Raw genomic sequence first — 18,953 nt, 5'->3', positions numbered from 1 at the left:
TTTAGTTCACCATCCCTAACAGGTAGACACCCGTGAAGATGAAAATCCAGACAACATCAAGGAAATGCCAATATAGGCTCGAAATGAATACTTTTGATGCTGCACGTGGCGTCAAACCGCGCATTTTTATTTGAATCAAAATAAATGAAATCCAAAACAGACCAATTGTTACGTGAAGTCCGTGAGTCCCAAGTAGAACGAAGAATGCCGACCAGTAAGAACCGACTTTCATCGTCACACCTTCCATCACGTAATGCGCAAACTCATAAATTTCAAAGCCGACAAAACCTGCGCCAAGCAGAAGTGTAATAATCGAATAGACCATTAACATCTTCGTATTGCCTTTACGCATCTCGCCGATTGCAAGACCACACGTGAAACTACTCGTAAGAAGCAAGAACGTCATGATTAAAACGAGGTGTAGCTCAAACATTTCGGACGGTGGATGCCCGGCATTAGAACCAGCTTTAAACATAACGAAATAGGTTGCGAATAGCGTTGCAAACAGTGCTATTTCGGCGCCAAGGAAAATCCAAAAACCTAAAATGTTTAGTCTGCCTTGCTCCGATTGATATTCTAATGGAAGCGAAGAATTCGTTTTTACAGATTCCATGGGTTACCCTCCTTTATGCCCGTTTCACGTTCGCGTGCATTATGTTCTTCCGTTGCAATAATTTCATCTACTTCAACGTGATAGCCATCGTCTTTTTGGAACGAACGATAAACCATACAGCCAAGAACACCTAATCCGCCGAGAATTCCTAGCCAGTACCAGTAAAACACGAGGCCAAATGCTGCGATAAAGAAGAACACAGACATGATAAAGCCTAGCATTGTATTACTTGGCATATGAATTGGCTTATAATTTTTATTATCTAAGTAAGATTTTCCTTTTTGTTTCATGTTGTAGAAATCGTCTAAATCATTCCACTCTGGTAGAATCGCGAAATTGTATTTTGGTGGAACTGAAGAGCTTGTCGCCCATTCGAGCGTGCGAGCGTCCCACGGATCACCAGTAACTTCCCGCTTAGAGTGTTTGTAACTGTAAACGATATTCCAGCAAAGAATAAGAAACGCAGCCCCCATCAGGAATGCCCCGATTGTGGAAATAAAGTTTAACGTCGTCCAACCATCACCTTGCACGTATGTGTAAAGGCGGCGCGGCATACCGTCAAGACCTAAGAAATATTGTGGGAAGAAACATACGTTAAATCCTACTACGAAAACCCAGAAGAACCATTTTCCGATTTTCTCGTTTAGTCTGTACCCGACCATTTTTGGATACCAGTAAATCAAACCTGCAAAACAGGAGAATACCGTACCCGCAATTAATACGTAGTGGAAGTGAGAAACTAGGAAATACGTATTGTGATACTGATAATCGGCCGCTGCCATCGCAAGCATAACCCCAGTTACCCCGCCGACAACGAAGTTTGGAATGAACGCAAGCGACCAAAGCATTGGCGTGTCAAAACGTATTTGACCTTTATACATCGTAAAGAGCCAGTTAAATATCTTAATACCCGTTGGAATGGCAATCATCATCGTTGTAATCGAGAAGAACGAGTTAACGAGTGCGCCTGAACCCATTGTAAAGAAGTGATGGACCCAAACGAGGAAACTCAAGACGGATATAACGACAACCGCCGCAACCATCGCTGGGTAGCCGAATAGTTTTTTGCGCGAGAATGTCGAAATAACTTCTGAAAATATCCCGAATGCCGGCAAAATTACGATGTAAACTTCCGGATGCCCCCAAACCCAGAACAGGTTCGCCCACATCATTGGAAGTCCGCCGTTTGCCAGCGTGAAAAAGGCTGTGCCGAATAGGCGGTCAAAGGACATTAGTGCTAATGCCACCGTTAAAACTGGGAAAGCAAAGATAATAATCAAACTCGTGATTAAAATTGTCCAAGTGAACATTGGCATTTTCATTAGCGTCATGCCTTTTGTTCGCATTCGCATAATCGTGACGAAGAAGTTAATCCCCGTCATTAGCGTACCGATACCCGCGATTTGTACCCCGAGTAAATAGAAATTAATCCCGTAACCGGCACTAAATTCTTCAGCAAGCGGCGCATAGTTTGTCCAACCGGCGTCTGGTGAGCCACCAATAACGAAAGACAAATTGAACAGCATAGCGCCCATAAAGAACGTCCAAAAACTCAAATTGTTTAGGAACGGGAAGGCCACATCACGCGCCCCGATTTGAAGCGGCACGGCAATGTTCATAAGCCCGATAACGAACGGCATTGCCATGAATAAAATCATAATTGTTCCGTGCGTTGTGAAAACTTCATTGTAGTGCTGTGCATCTAAAAATTCCATACCTGGTAAGGCGAGTTGTGTACGCATCATAAGCGCATCTACGCCGCCCCGGAAAAACATTAATACAGCTGCCAGTAGATACATAATTCCGATTCGTTTATGGTCTACTGATGAAATCCACTCTTTAAAGAGCCATTTCCATTTTTTTGTATACGTAAGTAACACGACAATCCCGATGCTGACGAGTGCAATTGAAACTTGTGCACCTAAAATCAGAGGGTCGCCAGTGATGATAAACTCATTCCATTTCATGTTCAAAAGCCCCCTTTTTTATTCGCCCGCGTCATCCGATTCTTTTTTATTAAATTCATTCGTTTGAATATCGTCTTCCATTTTCTTCATTTCGTCATCATAATGCTTATCTTTATGATAACCTGAACCGTTTTTAATAATCATCGGTTCCATATTGTGCCGTTCAAATTGTGGGTTCGTCACCGTCACCGGACGCGCCGGTAATAATGGTGTATCTGAAACAGTCACTTTTACATTTGGATTATGTGGATTTGTTAGCTCAAAGCCAAAACGTTTATACGCGTAGAAAACGTATTCTGGATCGGCCGCTGGATCAACAAAATCATAATGTGTTCCAGAGAATGTTTTTTCTTTTGAACCGCCTGGAATTAAAAGCTTATCGTAAACATCTTGCGTCAGCTTCGGTGACTGCTGCGCTTTTTTAGTCCAAGCCGCAAAATCCTCATCCGATTGTGCAATCACATTAAAGCGTTGCTCGTGGAAACCTTCACCGTTAAAGTTTGAATTTCTCCCTTTAAACGTTCCTTCTTCATCTGCTTGCAGATAAAGATTCATCGTCATACCTGTCATCGCGTATTTCTGACCACCAAGTTGCGGCACCCAGAAACTCGTCATTGTATCAACAGACGTTAGTTTAAATAAAACGGGACGATCAGTTGGAATATGTACGTAGTTTACCGTTTCGATACTTTCCTCTGGATAACTAAAGAGCCATTTCCAGTCAACGCTTGTCGCATAAATAACAACAGGGTCTTTATGAGAAGTAACTTTTGGTGCTTCCTCACCCGCATAAATTGTTTTTACAGTCGGAATAGCTAGCGCAATAACAATGACAACTGGAATTAACGTCCATAAAATCTCCAATTTTCTGCTACCGTGCATATCCGGCTCATAATTTTTTGGGTTTTTACGTTCACGATATTTAAAAAGAATAATCGTAAACAATACAAAAATTGTCAAAACGATAATAAGCATAAAAATAATGGAATACAAAATCAAATCGCTTTGACCTTTTGCTACAGGCCCTTTTGGATCTAGTACTGTTAAATCACCACAACCGCCAAGTACGCCAACAGCAGCAACTAGCGTGGTTAGTAGGAATGATTTTAGTAGCTTCGACACCCGAATCCCCTCTTTTCCATTTGATGTGTGTTTTTTGTGTGTATTTTTGCGCAAAAATACAACTTCTAAAAAATTGTTTTCAAATCCCTTTTTAAGTTTCACATTCTAAATATATCACAAACTTTTAAAGTAATTAAAAAACTTTAAATCCATACTCGCTTTACATTATAGCTGATTTTTCTTGTTTGTTCAAAAACTTGGCATATGATTTTTTTCACAAACTACAAAAAAAGAGACTTGCTACTAGGATATTCCCTAAAACAAGTCTACTTATTCCACACTTTTAATCTGAACTTCGCCAACTTGAAATGGCAGAGGCTTTATACCTACTTCCACCCAATTTGCAGTCACTTCTGCTGCTAAATCTTGATTTGGAATGAGCGCAATCCCGCAATCGCCGCCACCTGAACCAGAAGATTTTCCTACACCCGAAAAACTTTCCGCCACATTAGCAAGCTCCGAAAGCAAGCTCGTTTCAATGCTAACACCTGCGCTATTACCAAGTTTCTGCAAAATCTCGCGGTTTTTTCGAAGCGCCGCAAACATTATTTTCACGTCTTGCTCTTTAATACCCAATAAAAACTTTTGAACAGCTTCTTCGGATTTAAATAGGAAATCAGCATATTTTTCGGGTTGCTCTTCTTTGAAAAGTTGGATTTCCGCAACTAAACGGCCGGTGCTGACTGGATTTCCCGTCCAACCTACTAAAAATGGCATTTCAAAATTAGGTAGTCTTTCAATTTTTAATTTCGGCCATGGATTTGCCAAAAACCAAGCGAGTGATTTGTACGGCAAATGCATTTTGACCCACTCCTGATCAAATGTCGTGTACGCAATTAATCCGCCGTATAAACACGATGCAATGTCACCACAAGAACCATTTCCTTGAACAACAAGGTGTGACAAGGCAGCCATTTTAAACTTGGTCAACATTTCCGTATCAGGCGCAAATTTTTCCATTAAAGCGGTTATTATCGCCGTTGTAACAGCGGCACTAGAACCTAAGCCAAATTTAACACCATCATCATTTACAAGTTCCGTTTCAATTGTAATTTTAATCGGTGAAAGAGCGATTTTACGGATTTTCAAATAAGCCGTCGCCGTATTAATTGCCAGTGCTGTAAAAGCAAAATGGTCACCCTCCGCTTTGAGTTCCCCGCCTAGAGGCCACGAAACCGCATCATTGTAATGTGGAATAATCAGCTGGTTTTTTGCAGCATCTTCAATCGTCAGCGTAATATATTTATCAACAGCCGTTAAAACCGCCGTGTGACCTGATTCCACGACCGCATATTCGCCCGCAATATAAAGTTTTCCTGGAACTTTCACTTGAATTTTAGTCAACTCGAATCACCTTTGCTCCCTCTCCAGCGTGACAAACATGAGCGTCTTTAACAAATTTTCGCATACGCTCTGCTACTAAATTTTCATTTTCTCGCAAACAAATTACCTTTACATTGGGCCCAGCATCCATCGTAAAATAAGCGGGTATGCCTTCTGCACGAAGTTTTCGAACTTCCTCCATGACAGAAATTGAAACAGAGCTGAAATATGTGAAAGGTGGCTTTGCGCCTAAAGTTGTCGCATGCATCTTCATTGCATTATGTTCGAGAATTTCGCCAACTTCTACAAAATTTTCGGATAAAAACGCGTTTTTAATGTTGCGTAAATCTTCTTCCGCCGTCTGAATCCATTCACCAAAAAATGGCGAGGTCAAAACGGTGGACTTCATTCCATCGCGGCTTGAAATAGCTTTCTCTTCGTCAGATACAACCGCCACCACAACGGCAATTTTTTCCGTTAAATTGCTATGAAATGGGACTGCGAACGAGTCGCGGCCGTCTGAACGTGTGCCTTTTTGCCAAATCGCAAGGCCGCCAAATAATGAGCGGGTCGCTGAACCCGAACCGCGCCTAGCGAGCCGAGATAAATTTGCCATGTCATCCTTTCGACCAAGCGCTGCTGAACTCGCTACTGCGAGAGCGGCAAATGCAGATGCGGATGAGGCGAGTCCGGCGGCGGTTGGAACGTGATTAACCGAATCAATTTTTGCAAAGTAAGGCACATCAAATTCAGCACGGAGCACATTTAAAAATTGCGCCACTTTCGCGTCTTGTTTCACTTGGCCGTTTAAGCTAAACGAATCGTTTTTTGCGTCCTCTAGCCATTCCACAGTCGTCTCGGTATAAAATTTATCCAAAGTAATCGATAAGCTACTATTCGCGGGTAAAATCAGTTTTTCATCGCGTTTGCCCCAATATTTAATGAGCGCTATATTCGTGTGAGCTATCGCTGTTGCTTTCATGATTACCTTCTCCAATCGTAAAAATCCATTCTTGTGCTGCGCCTGCATTTTTCAGAGCTTGCGCGACTTTTTCCGCCTGTTTTGCGCCCGCAACTAAAGAAATCATGCAACCGCCTCGGCCTCCGCCAGTTAACTTCGCACCTAAAGCTCCGTTTTGTAGAGCGACACGGATTAATTTTTCCAGACTCGAATCACTCACTGTCAGCTGTTCTAGAAGGTTTTGCGCCTTGTTCATCTCCGCCCCAATGATTTTCAAATCGGGATTATTTTCAAGTTGCCCTCTTATTTCCCGGGAAATATTTCCAAGTTCGGCAATAAATGGCCGATATTTTTTTGGATTTTCTTGCAATAAGCGTCCGACATCACTTACGGCAGAGCGCGTTTCACTAGGAATACCAGTATCTGCCACCACTAAATAGATTTTCTTTTCAAAATGAAGTGGCTCGAGCGTCTTGTTTTTTTCAAACCAAATTGGTTTGCCCGTTACAACTGTGACCGCGTCCACGCCACTTGGATTCCCGTGGGCGATTTTTTCTGATTGATTGACCAGTTCGAGCAATTCGCTGTCGGAAATTGTTTGCTCAAAGTAGGCGTACAGTGCGCGAGCGATGCTAGTCGATACGGCCGCGCTTGAGCCGAGTCCTCGGCCGATTGGTACTTCACTTAAAACGCGAATTAAAACAGGGGCCTGGCCTAGTTTGTCCAAAATTGCGACAACCATTTGTTTAATTCCCTCAAGAAAATCGGGCATATTTTTTAAATCACCTGTGTAAAAAGCAGATGAAAATTTCGTTTCTTTTTCAGTTTTTATTACTTCGGTTTGAATGACAGCTTGCGCGAAGGGGATTGAAATTGCTGGTTCCCCGTAAACGACAGCATGTTCACCACATAAAATTAATTTTGCTGTAGCACTTCCAGTCGCCAATCGGCTCCATTCCTTCCTACATTAAAATAACGTTGTAACAATCCACGGCGCTGCATAAAGCGTCATAAAGAGCACACCAAAATTAATACCAAGTCGGCTTAAAGCTCCTGATACAATTGCTACAAGTAAAACTCCCGCCATATTAATAAAACCGCCGTCCATGTAACTTAACATCATGACGAGTGCAATGAAAAGTCCCAAAATGGCTTCATGAGGAATGTATTTAAATACAAAACGGCAAATTTGTTGGGAATACTTCATGATAACATAATATGTTAGTCCAAGTCCTACTACAGAACCGATAATCGTTGCAACCGTAAATTCCGACATCGATAAAATGTGATACATGTTATGATCGAGCGTAAAGACGGGCGGCGCATTAAACAACGGATTGGCCGGCCCAATTGCAACGGGGGAAAGCGGCACACCGAGCGCAATTAATGGAATTAAAAGACCTGCTAAATAAGTGGAATGCGCCAAACCTTCCATGCTTGCTAACGCAATTTTAGCTTTTTTAATCGGGTCTTTTACACGGCTTACAACACCTTCTCCGAATAAAACGGTCATCCCGACAGGACTCATGAAAAACGTAAAGCACCCAGCGAGCGAAGTACCAATTGTTGCCCATGATTCTTGCTTTGTTAGAACTTTAAATGGGTTAGGAAAGCCTTTTTGCCTCCCGACATTTGCAATCGTAATTTCCCGTTTTGCGTGCTTTGGAAGGGCATCGCGATATTCTTTATTGAGCAGTGAAATGATACTGAAAATCATTGGGCCAATGGTAATTCCAAGGAAAAAGGAAATGGTAACGGTTTTTCCTTCTGGAATGGCGCCAATTCCCCAGTACAAATAACGTAGGCCTTCAATTAGCAAACCGAAGGGTAAGATAGCCAAAATCGAGAGTATTTTATTTTTACTCATAAGCGCTAAGAAAATTGCCCCGACAAAAAAGACGGGCGCGGCATATTTGGTAATAACTTCGGACAGTGGGGCGAGTAGTGTGGCTAGCCCTAAACTAACAGGAACAGCGATAATCGTCCCGATGGCCGCGCCTGAAGCCATTTTTCGAATCCCCACAACCGATTGTCCTGCTTTTTTAAGTGTCAGTCCATATGGAACCATCGGCGAAGCCATGACCCCGCCTGGTGTCCCTGCAACGGCGACAGGAACCGCATCAGTCAAATTGAGTGTTACGACTGCCGAAACAAAAAAAGCGAGCACAACCATCGGCGAAACGCCTAAAAGGACGAGCGCAAGCGTAACAGGCGCCAGAACGGCTGTTTCATCAGTTCCAGGCGCAATGCCGATAATCGTGTAAATACCAGCCGCCAAAACAGACGCTAAAATCATTTCGATGACAAGTTGGACGGTCATTTTTCAACATCCTCCGTTTCATCAATTTCTTTTAGCGTACGCTTCGGTTTAATAATAAAACTCGAAATAATAAAACCTACAATCGCTCCACCTAGGCCGAAAAATAGGGGTAACGGTGCTTCATTAGGCGCAATAAAATAACCGCCCATTGTGAAAACAACACAAATGAATGTCGCTAAAACTAAATCTTTTATGTGAACAAGATCCGCCCAAATTTCAATATTTTGAGCATCATCTTTCTTTTTTGGCATACTTTTTTCCTGCTTTCCAAATGAATTATAAATCAAACCACTATCTGAATATCATAATCATTTATTGATTTTTTTTCAATATCCGCACAGAAAAAGTTCCAAGTAAGTTGAACTCACTTGGAACTTACTGACTTTTTTACAAGTCTTCGCTTGGACCGTCTTCAAAGCTCTCATCTGGAACTTCTGTTTTTAACACTTGTGGATCCTCTTCTTCTAAATCTTCTTCCGTTTCATCTTCTTTTGGAACTTTCGCTACTGTGGCTACTTTTTCGTCTTCATCTAAACGAATTAGTTTAACGCCCATAGCGCTCCGTCCTGTTTGAGAAACGGTATCAACTTCAAAACGAATCAATACGCCGCTTACGGTCATAAGCATAATATCTTCTTCGCCAGTTACAGTTTTCATTGCCACTAACCGACCATTTTTCTCTGTAATAGAAACGGTTTTGACACCCATACCACCGCGATTACGTAGTGGATATTGCTCAGCTGCGGTTTGTTTCCCGTAACCATTTTCTGTTACAACAAGCACTTTTTCATCGTCTTCCAAAATTTCCATTCCAATAACTTCATCACCGGAACGAAGACGAATACCACGAACTCCGGCAGCCGTACGTCCCATTACACGAATATTATTTTCTGGGAAATAAATTGATTGACCATCTTTTGTTGCGATAATCATATTCTTTTGGCCATCTGTCATTTGAACAGAAATAAGTTCATCATTTTCACGAAGTTCAACAGCGCGAAGACCACTTTGACGAATTTTAGCAAATTGCGAAAGGGTCGTCCGTTTAACTACACCGTGTTTAGTCGTAAAGAATAGATAGCTATCATCTGTAAACTCGCTTAAATTAATAACCGCATTCACTTGCTCTTGGCTTTCAATTCCAAGTAAGTTAATGATTGGAATCCCTTTTGCCGTACGACCATATTCTGGAATTTCATAACCTTTCGCACGGTAAACTTTTCCTGTATTTGTAAAGAAAAGTAGCGTATCATGTGTGCTCGTCGCCACAAGATGTTCTACAAAATCATCTTCATGCGTAGACATACCTTGGACACCGCGCCCACCGCGCCGCTGACTGCGATACGTAGAAAGTGGCAAACGCTTGATATAGCCGCGTTTTGTTAAGGTCACAGCAACTTCTTCTTCTGGGATTAAATCCTCGTCTTCAATGCTGACAAGGTCACCTGTTAAGATTTCTGTGCGGCGTTTATCAGCATATTTCAATTTAATCTCTTCTAATTCTTCGCGAATAATTTCTAAAATACGTTCTTCATCAGCTAAAATCGCTTTTAATTCATTGATAAGTGCGATTAGATTTTGATATTCTTCTTCAATTTTTTCGCGTTCTAAACCAGTCAGGCGTTGCAAACGCATGTCTAAAATGGCTTGCGCTTGTTTATCAGAAAGACTAAATTGCGTCATTAAACCTTCTTTTGCCGCTTCAGTCGTTTTAGAACTACGAATGAGTTGAATAACTGCATCAATATTATCTAGCGCAATACGTAAACCTTCTAAAATGTGGGCGCGAGCTTCCGCTTTACGGAGTTCAAATTCCGTACGACGGCGAATAACGATCTTTTGATGTTCTAAATAGTAATACAAAATTTCTTTTAAATTTAAAACTTTAGGGTGGTTATCTACGAGCGCTAACATGTTAATGCCGAATGTTGTTTGTAAAGCTGTCATCTTATACAGATTATTAACGATAACACTTGCGCTAATATCGCGACGAACTTCAATAACAATTCGCATACCAGAACGGTCGGACTCGTCATTTAAATCTGTAATTCCGTCAATTTTCTTTTCACGCGCTAATTCCGCAATACGCTCAATCAAGCGGGCTTTATTCACTTGATACGGAAGTTCAGTAATAACAATTGTTTCTTTCCCGTTATTTTTCGTTTCAATATCTACGCGGGCACGAACGGTGATAGAACCGCGACCAGTTTCATAAGCGCGGCGAATACCACTGCGTCCCATAATCATACCAGCAGTAGGGAAGTCTGGTCCTGGAATATGTTCCATTAAATCACGAATTGTAATTTCTGGATCATGACTAAGCGCTAATACGCCGTCAATTACTTCACCAAGATGATGAGTCGGAATATTTGTTGCCATTCCAACCGCAATACCTGAGGAACCATTCACTAATAAGTTCGGGAAACGCGCAGGTAAAATGACTGGTTCTTTTTCAGAGCCATCATAATTATCGACGTAATCAATTGTGTCTTTATTAATATCTCTTAAAAGTTCCATTGAAATTTTGGACATACGTGCTTCTGTATAACGCATTGCCGCAGCCATATCACCATCGACAGATCCAAAGTTCCCGTGACCGTCTACAAGCATGTTACGATAACTAAAATCTTGTGCCATACGAACCATTGTAAAATACACAGCTGTATCACCATGCGGGTGATACTTACCAATTACTTCACCGACGATACGTGCCGATTTTTTATACGCTTTATCAGAAGTCATTCCTAAATCGTTCATCGCATATAAAATACGACGATGAACGGGTTTTAACCCGTCTCGAACATCAGGAAGTGCACGTGCCACGATAACACTCATCGCATAGTCGAGAAACGATGTTCGCATTTCTTTATTTAGATTCACTTCAGTTATTCTTTGATTCGGTGTTTCTGCCATTTTAAGCGAAACCTCCCTTTCCGTTTGTCAAGCTTATTCAAAATTATTTCCCGGGAAATAATTTAAATATCTAGATTTTTAACGTATTGTGCATTCTCTTCAATAAACTTACGTCTTGGTTCAACGCGGTCACCCATTAACATTTCAAACGTTTCATCAGCATCAATAGCATCATTAATGCTTACTTGTAGCAACGTCCGATTTTCTGGATTCATCGTTGTTTCCCATAATTGTTCAGGGTTCATTTCCCCAAGGCCTTTATAACGCTGAATGCTATATTTCTCGCCGTCTAAATCTGCCAAGTAGTCTTCTAGTTGTTTATCGGAATAAACATATTCCACTTGCTTCCCGTGCTTTATTTGGAAAAGAGGGGGTTGAGCGATATAAATGTAACCAGCATCAACAAGCGGGCGCATATAGCGGTAGAACAATGTGAGTAGAAGGGTACGAATGTGCGCACCATCTACGTCGGCATCGGTCATAATAATAAGTTTGTGATATCTCGATTTGGATACATCAAAATCACCGCCAAAACCAGTTCCCATCGCTGTAAAAATCGTTCGAATTTCTTCGTTAGCTAAAATTTTATCTAAACGCGCTTTTTCTACGTTTAAAATTTTCCCACGAATCGGTAAAATTGCTTGGAATAAACGATCACGACCTTGTTTTGCAGAACCGCCGGCAGAGTCACCCTCAACGATGTAAAGTTCGCTAATTTCCGGGTTTCTTGATGAGCAGTCTGCCAGTTTACCAGGCAAGCTTGAAATTTCAAGTCCACTCTTCTTACGCGCCACTTCACGAGCACGTTTAGCTGCTAGACGGGCGCGAGCGGCCATTACGCCTTTTTCAACCATTTTTTTACCCACATCAGGGTTTTCCATCATAAATTTGTTAAGTGCTTCTGAAAACAGTTTATCCGTAATCGAACGCGCTTCGGAGTTACCAAGTTTCGTCTTCGTTTGCCCTTCAAATTGTGGATCTGGATGTTTAACGGAAATAATTGCAGTAAGACCTTCGCGGACATCTTCACCAGACAGGTTTTCGTCGCTGTCTTTAAACAGCTTATTTCGTCTCGCATAATCGTTAATAACACGCGTTAATGCGGTTTTAAAGCCGGATTCGTGTGTTCCACCTTCATAGGTGTGAATGTTGTTCGCAAACGAAATAATCGAGCTTGAGAAGCCTGTATTGTACTGCATGGAAACTTCAACCATAATGCCATCACGTTCACCTTCAATGTAAATCGGTTCCTCGTGAATGACTTCTTTTGCGCGGTTTAAATGTTCCACGTAGGATTTAATTCCGCCTTCATAATGATATTCATTTTTCGTTTCATGTTCTGCACGTTTATCTTCAATGGAGATTTTTAAACCGCGATTTAAAAATGCTAATTCGCGCGTACGCGTACGAAGTGTTTCATAATCAAATTCAACAGTTTCAGTGAAAATTTCTGGGTCTGGTGTGAAGTGAACAATTGTTCCACGGTAATCGGTTTTCCCTTGATTTTCCATATCCATCACAACATTCCCACGTTCAAAACGCTGATAGAATTTTTCACCGTCACGATGAACGGAAACTTCTAAACTTGTCGAAAGGGCGTTGACGACTGATGCACCAACACCGTGCAAACCGCCGGAAACTTTATATCCGCCACCGCCGAATTTACCCCCAGCGTGAAGAACAGTGAAAATAACTTCTACCGTAGGACGGCCAACTTTTTCATTAATACCAGTTGGAATACCACGACCATTATCTTTTACTGTAATACTATTGTCGCTTTCAATCGTGATTTCAATTTCTGTACAAAATCCAGCGAGTGCCTCATCAATTGCGTTATCGACAATCTCCCAAACAAGGTGATGCAAACCGCGTTGACTTGTTGAACCGATATACATACCCGGACGCTTTCTAACCGCCTCTAAGCCTTCTAATACTTGAATTTGATCATCACTATAATCAGATGCATTTTCTTGTACATTTGAAATATTTTCTTCTGACATTTAAGTTCCACCGCACTTTCTTTATTTCTAAAATTATATCAACCTAGTAATCAGGATTTTTTAATGTGGCCATTTTCAACCATATACGTTGTAGCTTTCGTAAGTGTTTCATGATTAATTCCGCTGACACTTGTTGTCGTAACAAAAGTTTGAACTTTGCCCGCAATCGCATTTAATAAGTGAGATTGCCTAAAATCATCAAGTTCACTTAAAACATCATCCAGCAGGAGTAAAGGGTATTCGTTTGTTTCTTCATGAATCAAATCAATTTCAGCGAGTTTAATAGATAGCGCCGTTGTTCTTTGCTGCCCTTGAGAGCCAAAAACCTGAACATTTTGCCCATTAACATAAAATAGAGAATCATCCCGATGTGGTCCAATAAGCGTTACACCTCGGTCGATTTCTCTCTGCCGAATCGTCTTCATTTTTTCGAGTAAAGCTGAGATGGAATCTCCTTCTTCAACTAGCGATACTGAAGGTTCATAACTAATTTTAAGCGTTTCAAGCCCCCGTGAAATATCATGATGAATGGGTGCCGCATAACTTTCGAGTTTTCGAATAAATGCATCACGCCGTTCAGTTAGGCGAACGGCCACTTCCGCAAATTGCTCTGTTAAAATATCCAACATGACCGCATCGTATTTTTTCTTCATTTGGGCGAGCTTTAAAAATTGATTGCGTTGCTGTAAAATCCGCTGATACACACTTAAATCGTGCAAATAAACGGGTTGCATCTGACCAATTTCCATATTTAAAAATCGACGTCTAACGCCTGGTGCACCTTTTACAAGTGATAAATCTTCTGGTGCAAACATGACCACGTTTAGGTTTCCTACATATTGGCTCAATTTTTTTTGTTCCAAATGATTAACCTTTGCTTTTTTACCTTTTTGGGAAATAGTGAGTTCGAGAGGGACGCTTTGACCGTGCTTCATGATGCGACCTTCAACTTTTGCTGCGTCAGAATCCCATTTAATAAAATCTTTATCGTTCGTTGTTCGATGTGATTTTGCTAACGCTAGAATTAAAATCGCTTCAAGCAAATTCGTTTTTCCTTGCGCATTTTCGCCAAGAAAAACATTAACAGATGGATCAAATTCGAGCATTAACTCTTCATAATTTCGAAAATTTCGTAAGACTATATTTTCTAAATGCATCTTTCTACACCATTACAGCGCCTGTTCAATTTTTACTTTTCCAGTTCCCGGAATAAGTACAACATCGCCATTTCTCAGCTTTCTCCCGCGTCTGTTATCCTGCTCACCATTGATATATATCGGATGTTCGCTTAAAAAAGCTTTTGCCATACCGCCTGTACTTACAACATCAAGCATTTGTAGCAGTTGCCCGAGTGTCACAAATTCACGATCGATTGTTATTACATTAGCCAAATTTTCACACCCAATCTTTTTTATCTCTACCTTTCTATTTTACTAAACTTTAGCCATAATTACAAAGTTTATTTTCATATAACTCAATTATGGCTTTTTTTACTATTTCTAGTGGGGGGATATTATTTTCTTAAAAACTAAAAAAAACGCCTTTCTGTGACGTTTTTTAAATTTTTCCTATTTTTTTCGAATAACAGCCTTTTTTTGCCAAGCACCTGACTTATAGCGCCAAAGTCCAAGCATTGTTGCCGTAACCCAAGCAACTGGAGTCGCCCACCATAATCCTTCATAGCCCATAACTTTAGAAAGTGCAAAACCAATAATAAGCCGTGAAACAAGTTCAAAAATCCCCATCATTAGAGGCACAAGGGCATCGCCAGTACCACGAAGCGTTTCACGTACAACAAACAAAATCCCCACAACAACATAAAACAAAGACACAATAAGCAAATAACTCACACCAATCTCAATCACTTCTTTTTCTTTTCCGTCTACAAAAAGAAGTAAAAACTGTTTCGCGAAAAGCTGCACAATGAGTGTGATAACTAAACTTGTTATGGTGACAACTTTAATACCCGACCAAAAACCTTTCTTTACGCGGTCCAGTTTGCCAGCTCCAACATTTTGTGCGGCAAATGTGGAAGAGGCAGCGCCGAAAGCAATGCCTGGTTGGTAGGTGAGGGAGTCAATTCGGCTGGCAGCAGTATAGGCCGCAACAACTGTCGCTCCGAAGCCATTGATTAAACTTTGAATGGCCATATTCCCGATGGAGATGAAAGCCCCTTGAAGCCCTGAAGGCAAACCTATACGAATCATTTCCTGCAAAAGAGGTTTATGTATTTTAAAACGATCTCGCTGAATGCGCATGTAGGGAACATGTTTATAAGCGTAGTAAATGCAAAGTATCGCGGCAATAACTTGTGATAAAACAGTCGCCCAAGCTGCGCCTTGCACACCATAATCCATCCAAACAACAAAAACAAAGTCGAGGAAGATGTTCATAAGTGACGAAAAAATAAGAAAGAGGAGTGGGGTAATTGAATTTCCAAGTGCACGTAAAATCGCCGAAACTCCGTTATATAAACTCATTGGCAAGATGCCGATGAACAAGGTAGTTAGAAAAGTATTAGCGTCATTCAATATATTTTCTGGCGTGCGCAGTAGAAGTAGTAATGGTTTCGCGAGTAGCACCCCCACAATGGTGAAGAAAATTCCCGCAACAACGACTGCGATAGAAGCGGTTGCAATGACATCTTTCAATTTATTGTAATCTTGAAACCCAAAATATTGCGCCACAACAACAGCAATTCCACTCATTAAACCGATGATGAGGGAAATCATAAAAAAATTAATAGCGCCGGTTGCACCAACTGCTGCGAGGGCGTCGACGCTAACAAATTTCCCTACAATTACCGCATCAATCATAATGTAGAGTTGCTGAACTAGATTGCCAAGTAGCATTGGCATGGCAAAATAAAAAATTAATTTTGTTGGATTTCCTTTAGTCATATCTTTCATCAAAACGTAAGCACCTCTTCAAAAAGAAAACCCACCAAATCAGGCGGGCTTTTAATTAATACGTACGAACAGGTGTAATAAGTTGTAAAATTTCATTTGGATTTTCTGCATCGCGAGGACGAAGGACGAATGGGCGCATTGTCCCAGCGAAGGAAATTTGAATATCATCACCTTCAAAAGCACGAAGCGCATCCATCATATATTTCCCATTAAACGAAATTTTTAATTCTTCACCTGTAAAACTGTGGCTAAATAGCTTTTCGGAAACATTTCCGACTTCTGGAGAGTTAGAAGAAATTTCAACTTGTCCATTTTCAAGTGTCGTCAATTTAATAACATTATTTCGATTTTCACGCGCCAGTAGGGAAGCACGATCAATTGCTTGTAAGAAAGCTTTCGCATTAATGACTAGCTCTGATTTTGTATCAGTTGGAATTAAGCGCGATGTATCTGGATAGCTTCCTTCCAAAAGACGAGAATAGAAAAGTAAGTCTTTTAATTTAAATAGAATTTGATTGTTTGCGAGAACCATTTCGATGGATTCCGTCGCATCATCTAAAATTTTATTTAATTCAGCTAAACTTTTTCCTGGTATAACAATGTTGTACTCCTCATTAATTTCGGCTTCAAGTGGAATTTCGCGTAACGCAAGTCGGTGGCTATCTGTTGCAACAGCCGTTAGCGTATTGTTTTTAATAATCCAATTGACACCAGTAAGTACAGGTCGCACTTCAATTGCGGAAACCGCAAAAACAGTTTGACGAATAATATTTTTAAGTACGTTGATTGGAATCCGAATTTTTTTACCATCTGAAACTTCTGGTAGTTTCGGATATTCGTAAACATCTAAGCCATTTAAAGTGAAAAAAGCTTGTCCAGAACGAATTGTCGTCTGATTATTTGTTGTGACTTCTATTTCAACATTTTCATCAGGTAAGCGTCGCACAATATCTCCAAAATATTTAGATTGTAAAACGATGCCTCCGAATGATTCTACTTCAACAACGACTTCATCATTTTCAATTAAGGGGATAAATGCCTCGATTGAAATGTCAGAATCGCTACCTGTTAAAGTAACACCTTCATCATTCACCATCATTTTTATCCCTGTTAAAATTGGAATTGTTGTCCGGGAAGAGATAGCACGTGTGACTTCATTTACAGCAAGAACTAGGCGGTCACGTTGAATAACAAATTTCATAAAAATCCCCCATCATCATTTTTTGTAAAACCTTTTAATTAATTAATAAAAAATCGTAGTAATAGTAATAGGCACTGTGGATTTGTGGATAAGTAAGAAAATGACTTCGTATAAAAAGTTTTCCACATGTTAATAAGTTGTGTATAAGTAAGTTCAAGTTTTCCACATGTCCACAATTCAATTAAACATTCTTACGTAAGTTTTTTTCAATTTCAGCGATATCATTTTTTAAAGCTGTATCACTTTTCAAGAGTTGTGTAATTTTTTCGTGAGCATGAATAACCGTTGTATGGTCACGCCCGCCGAATTCATCACCAATTTTTGGAAGTGAAGCGTCTGTAAGTTCACGGGATAGATACATCGCAATTTGTCTAGGAAAAGCAATACTTTTCGTTCGTTTTTTTGCTTTAAAATCTTCTAATTTAACATGGAAATATTCGCCAACTGCTTCTTGAATACTGCTAATCGTTATAACGGTCGATTTTGAGTTCGGAATAATGTCTTTCAAAGCTTCCGCAGCAAGGCCAGCAGTAATATCTTTATTGACTAAAGAGGAGTACGCGACTACACGAATGAGTGCACCTTCAAGTTCCCGAATATTGGAATCAATTTGGTTGGCAATATAAAGCATGACTTCATTTGGAATGTCAAGGCCATCTGCTTTTGCCTTTTTCCGTAAAATAGCAATCCGTGTTTCAAGATCCGGTGGAGTAATGTCTGTAATGAGTCCCCATTCAAAGCGAGAACGAAGTCGGTCCTCTAATGTTGGAATCTCTTTCGGCGGCCGATCACTGGAAATAATAATTTGTTTTTGTTCGTCATAAAGTGTATTGAAAGTATGAAAGAACTCTTCTTGTGTTCCTTCTTTACCAGCTAAAAATTGAATATCATCGATTAATAAAACGTCGACATTCCGATATTTTGTTCGAAATTCTTCGGTCTTATTATCCCTAATAGAACTAATAAATTCATTTGTGAATTTTTCGCTTGATAAATACATAACTTTGGCATTTTCTTTATGTTGCTGTACGTAATGACCTACGGCGTGCATTAAATGGGTTTTTCCAAGCCCTACGCCCCCGTAAATAAATAATGGATTATAGGCTTTTGCAGGCGCTTCGGCAACAGCAAGTGAAGCCGCATGAGCAAATCGATTTCCTGAGCCAATAACAAATGTATCAAAAACGTATCTAGGATTTAACATATGTTTGGCATTGTCTGGATCATTTTCATCCAACATAATTTGGTTAGGTGGGATGGGCTTATAATCAAAGTTTTCATCTTGTTCACCATCAATAAAACGAACTTCAAACAATGTTCCGGTTACTTCTTGCAAAATATTTGCGATAAATTGCGTATAACTTTTTTCTAGCCAATCCCGTACGAAATTATTAGGAGCTGAGATAATAAATGTATTATCTTCTAATGAATGTGCAGTCGTTGATTTCATCCATGTGTCGTAACTTGGTTTACTCATATTTTTTTGGACGATTTGTAGCACATCAGACCAAACATCTTCAATTGGTTGCAAAAAACTCCCCCCTCTTCTTTTTTTATTATTTATCCACAAGCTAGAAAAACAGTGGATAAAGATATCCCGGTACTGTTTAAAAAATATCCACAA

At 40.3% G+C, this 18,953-nt stretch carries 15 protein-coding genes; all 15 read right to left on the bottom strand.

The features are described 5' to 3' along the window. Position 1: 1 nt before the first annotated feature. Complete coding sequence (gene qoxC, locus CFS04_RS08010; RefSeq protein WP_088810123.1) at positions 2-613, bottom strand: cytochrome aa3 quinol oxidase subunit III; 612 nt, start codon at positions 611-613, stop codon at positions 2-4. Continuing rightward, entirely contained in the window at positions 601-2,580 is a 1,980-nt protein-coding gene (gene qoxB / locus CFS04_RS08005) for a cytochrome aa3 quinol oxidase subunit I (RefSeq protein ID WP_088810122.1), read from the bottom strand. The genes qoxC and qoxB overlap by 13 nt, the downstream gene beginning before the upstream one ends. A gap of 18 nt (positions 2,581-2,598) precedes the next feature. Further along, positions 2,599-3,702 (bottom strand): cytochrome aa3 quinol oxidase subunit II, encoded by a 1,104-nt coding sequence (qoxA, locus tag CFS04_RS08000; protein WP_088810182.1) that lies wholly within the window; start codon positions 3,700-3,702, stop codon positions 2,599-2,601. 270 nt (positions 3,703-3,972) lie between these two features. After that, positions 3,973-5,046, bottom strand: a complete 1,074-nt coding sequence (locus CFS04_RS07995; protein ID WP_088810121.1) for a phosphomevalonate kinase — start codon at positions 5,044-5,046, stop codon at positions 3,973-3,975. Beyond that, positions 5,039-6,007, bottom strand: coding sequence for a diphosphomevalonate decarboxylase (gene mvaD / locus CFS04_RS07990; protein WP_088810120.1), 969 nt, complete (start codon positions 6,005-6,007; stop codon positions 5,039-5,041). The genes CFS04_RS07995 and mvaD overlap by 8 nt, the downstream gene beginning before the upstream one ends. Then, a complete protein-coding gene (mvk, locus tag CFS04_RS07985; protein WP_088810119.1) occupies positions 5,964-6,932 on the bottom strand; it encodes a mevalonate kinase in 969 nt (322 codons plus the stop codon). Before mvk ends, mvaD begins: the two co-directional genes overlap by 44 nt. Before the next feature lie 21 nt (positions 6,933-6,953). After that, a complete protein-coding gene (locus CFS04_RS07980) occupies positions 6,954-8,306 on the bottom strand; it encodes a tripartite tricarboxylate transporter permease (protein ID WP_088810118.1) in 1,353 nt (450 codons plus the stop codon). Further along, positions 8,303-8,557 (bottom strand): hypothetical protein, encoded by a 255-nt coding sequence (locus tag CFS04_RS07975; RefSeq protein ID WP_088810117.1) that lies wholly within the window; start codon positions 8,555-8,557, stop codon positions 8,303-8,305. Before CFS04_RS07975 ends, CFS04_RS07980 begins: the two co-directional genes overlap by 4 nt. 136 nt (positions 8,558-8,693) lie before the next feature. Beyond that, positions 8,694-11,219 carry a DNA gyrase subunit A gene (gene gyrA, locus CFS04_RS07970; RefSeq protein WP_088810116.1) on the bottom strand — a complete coding sequence of 842 codons (2,526 nt, stop codon included), beginning with the start codon at positions 11,217-11,219 and terminating at the stop codon, positions 8,694-8,696. A 62-nt stretch (positions 11,220-11,281) separates the two neighbouring features. Beyond that, positions 11,282-13,219 (bottom strand): DNA topoisomerase (ATP-hydrolyzing) subunit B, encoded by a 1,938-nt coding sequence (gyrB, locus tag CFS04_RS07965; protein WP_088810115.1) that lies wholly within the window; start codon positions 13,217-13,219, stop codon positions 11,282-11,284. A gap of 50 nt (positions 13,220-13,269) precedes the next feature. Then, entirely contained in the window at positions 13,270-14,376 is a 1,107-nt protein-coding gene (gene recF / locus CFS04_RS07960) for a DNA replication/repair protein RecF (protein ID WP_088810114.1), read from the bottom strand. A 12-nt stretch (positions 14,377-14,388) separates the two neighbouring features. After that, positions 14,389-14,553: an RNA-binding S4 domain-containing protein gene (locus CFS04_RS07955; protein ID WP_369821470.1), complete on the bottom strand. Its 165-nt coding sequence runs from the start codon at positions 14,551-14,553 to the stop codon at positions 14,389-14,391. Positions 14,554-14,787: 234 nt separating this feature from the next. Beyond that, on the bottom strand, positions 14,788-16,131 hold the full coding sequence (locus tag CFS04_RS07950; RefSeq protein WP_088810112.1) for an MATE family efflux transporter: 1,344 nt from the start codon (positions 16,129-16,131) through the stop codon (positions 14,788-14,790). 52 nt (positions 16,132-16,183) lie between these two features. Further along, on the bottom strand, positions 16,184-17,329 hold the full coding sequence (dnaN, locus tag CFS04_RS07945; RefSeq protein ID WP_088810111.1) for a DNA polymerase III subunit beta: 1,146 nt from the start codon (positions 17,327-17,329) through the stop codon (positions 16,184-16,186). Positions 17,330-17,510: 181 nt separating this feature from the next. After that, a complete protein-coding gene (dnaA, locus tag CFS04_RS07940) occupies positions 17,511-18,860 on the bottom strand; it encodes a chromosomal replication initiator protein DnaA (RefSeq protein ID WP_088810110.1) in 1,350 nt (449 codons plus the stop codon). Positions 18,861-18,953 lie beyond the last annotated feature (93 nt).

The sequence above is a fragment of the Listeria sp. ILCC796 genome, assembly GCF_900186175.1.
Lineage (GTDB): Bacteria > Bacillota > Bacilli > Lactobacillales > Listeriaceae > Listeria > Listeria goaensis.
The sequence above is the reverse complement of the archived record's forward strand: the minus strand, read 5'-3'. Positions and strand labels throughout refer to the sequence as shown.